We start from the raw sequence: 3,117 nt of genomic DNA, 5'->3' as shown, positions 1-3,117 counted from the left end.
ATCTAATTTAACTAAAATCAAATCGAATGTCAAAGTATCCAAACACGTTCTTAGGCACCATTAAAAAGCAAGTTGGCTCAGGCTTCTGGAAGTTTATCAGCAAGCTAGCCGATGAGTTTGGTGATGGCGGTAGTAGTAACCCCGGTGGCTCAGGTGTTCAACGTTGGAAGCCGGATGTTATCAAAGCCTTGAAGAAGAACGGCTTTGAAGCCAGTGCTAGTCAAGTATCAGCATGGATGAAGGTTATTGCACGTGAATCAAACGGTGACCCGTCAGTGGTCAACAATTGGGACGCTAACGCTAGAATGGGTATTCCATCTAAAGGGCTGGTTCAAACTATCCAGCCAACATTCGATGCCTACAAGTTCCCCGGCCATAACAATCCACTTAATGGCTATGATGACTTGCTAGCTGGTATTCATTATATGAAGGCTAAATATGGGTCAGGTCCTAGTGCGTTTGCTCGTGTTAGTGGGCCCGAAGGCTATGAAAACGGTGGTATTATCAACACTAACCAGTTGATTGAAGTCGCCGAGCATAACAAGCCTGAAATGGTGCTGCCATTGACTAATAAGTCACGGGCTAACCAGCTAATTGCACAGGCTAGTCAGGTTGTAAATGGCAACAATGGTAGTCAGGCTGCGTCTACTAACAGTGAAAGTAATGAGAAGCTTGATAAAGTCATTGCATTATTGGCGGCTTTAGTATCAGGCCAAGGCAGTGTTCAAGCAGTCATTGCTAAGTCAGACGTGGTTAATGCCGTTAAATCTGACAATAAGACAGCTTCACAGTATTCACAAATGATGGGCTATTAAAGCCATCAATTAAAGGGTCGTCCTTAATGGGGCGTCCTTTTTACATAGCTAAATTTAAAAAGGAGGTTAAATCGTGACCTTACAACGAGATGATTTTGAATATGCTGGCTTGAATAGCCGGGATGACTTGCAGGTTGAGATGGGTAACGTGGTATTGCCTAGTGCACCAGCCATGGCTGAACAAGTGACTGACATACCGGCCATGTATGGTAACCAATTTAATGGCACGGACTTTACTAGTCGAACGATTAGTATTCCAGTGTCAATCTACTGTGCCGATAACCAAGACAGATTTAATCAGGTGATGCACAACCTAAGTGGTCTGCTACTAAGTGATGACCCTAGTGATAATGGTAAAGAGTACCCACTAGTATTTGGCTTTGAACCCAAGTTGACATATTGGGGACACATTACCGCAATTAGTGACCCGGCCCCGATTAACACGGGTATGTATGATATGACACTAACGATTACCTTTGTGCAATCCGACCCACGGGCAACCTTGCCACAGGTTGAGAAGCCTTTAAATAATGGCTTAAACACGATTACTGTTAGTGGCACTGCTAAGACAGAGCCGGTTATTCAGATTATACCCAAGCGAGCTTTAAAGCACATTGGCTTTACTCTAAATGGTGGTCAATATGGAATTGGACCAGAAACTCCTGAGGACCAAGCTAGTGCTGTTCAACCATATACAGATGTTGTCCGGGATCCAATTGCAAGTATGGCAACGTGGACCAAAGATGCCAGTGTTACCAGTGTAATGAAAACTAGTGACAATCCAATTTATCAAGGTTCGTGCGATATAAACCCATCTAGCACGGTTATGATAGTTGCTAATGATTCAGGTAAAAAGGACTATGGGACTATGCCTTCTGGTGTTGAAGATACATGGTATGGCCCGGCTTATCGGTATACTGGCATGACAAAATCACTGACTGACTGGCGCATTGTAACTAGTCTGTATCACTTAAAATACTCTGGTTTCCATAACAGTCGTGCAATGGGACGGTGTGAACTTTTACTTTTAAATGCAAACGGGGAAATGATTGCACGCTTTGGTATCTTAGACCTTGGCGGTGGAAAGAAGCCACTGATTAGATTACAGCTATGTGAGCCCGGGTCATATATTGAAAAGGACGATGGAAAGCACCGCAACCTATACTATGATTATGGCCCATCAGGTGCTGTTGAAAACGGAAGAGATGAATATATACGGATAAAATCAATTAATGATAAGACCAGAAAATTTATAACTTTAATTAATCGTGAAGAATCTGACTGTATTTCCGATGGAATTTTTGTGTTAGACATGACTAAGAAGGGACAGGTATTCACATGGAGCATTACGCAATATAATACGCAGACTGGTCAACCCTATACAGATTCAAGGAAGCATCTAGTTGTTAGTGGAACGTTTGTTGATCGTAACAATCAATTTAATAGTCCACTCGGTGGCATTGGAGTAACTTTTCTCAAATTCCCAATTGCGGAAGACCACAATAAAATTGACTATAAAGACCCCTTCATGTCATTAGCAAACCTAAGAATTTGGCAGGTGAATAAGGTTGCTCCGAGTGATACAACGTACATTTCTAACGCTGGTCAAGAGATTGTCCTAAATTGTGAGAATAATAGTACAACAGTTGGTGGCAAGCTAGTTTCACCAGTTTGGTCAACTGACTATCCTAAGTTGAAACCGGGGGTTAATAGCCTGTCAATGATTGGCGACCTAGATGATGCACAAATCACACTTAAATATCTACCTAGACTACTATAACAATACTTTAAAGGCTTCCCTCAAGTGGGTGGCCTTTTTACATAACTAAAATAAGGAGGTTATATAGGTGGCTTTAAATAATCAGTATTTAATCCTAGACCCTAATTTAAAGCGGATTGGTACCCTTACAGTTGATGGCGCTACTAAGTTTTCTAATGACAGCATTAAGCTACAATTAGCCGATGCAGACACAACTAGTACCGCTTACGATGACGACGTCAATGTGGGCACTAAGGATAGCTATACCGGCACCATCAACCTGAATGCTCAATCTAAAAAGTTCGATCATCAAGGCTCATTAGACGTGCTTCAGGGCCAACCAGATTCAGATAAAGTAGTGGCTGGTAATAATCTCGCCTATTATGATGGGCTATCAGGTCATTGGTATGTTATGCGCATATACAGCGTGGAAGAGAACAATACCGCTGCTGTTAAGCATGTTACAACGGCTAACTTTACTAATCTATGCTTATACACACTAGCTCATCATTACCCACTTGCAGCAGCTCCTAGCAATAACTC

1 protein-coding gene and 2 pseudogenes are annotated in these 3,117 nt (G+C 42.1%); all 3 read left to right on the top strand.

Translation table 11 applies throughout. The annotated features are described in order from the left end of the window. Positions 1-50: 50 nt before the first annotated feature. Positions 51-815, top strand: a pseudogene (locus MMY95_RS15335) (peptidase M23); the annotation flags it as partial. Between the two features lie 73 nt (positions 816-888). Then, complete coding sequence (locus MMY95_RS15330) at positions 889-2,595, top strand: phage tail domain-containing protein (protein WP_241277798.1); 1,707 nt, start codon at positions 889-891, stop codon at positions 2,593-2,595. A 67-nt stretch (positions 2,596-2,662) separates the two neighbouring features. Then, positions 2,663-3,117: pseudogene (locus MMY95_RS15325) on the top strand (hypothetical protein); the annotation flags it as partial.

Source organism: Lactiplantibacillus sp. ME-2, from assembly GCF_022549155.1.
Classification (GTDB): Bacteria; Bacillota; Bacilli; order Lactobacillales; family Lactobacillaceae; genus Lactiplantibacillus; species Lactiplantibacillus plantarum.
This window is presented reverse-complemented; position numbering and strand designations above follow the sequence as displayed.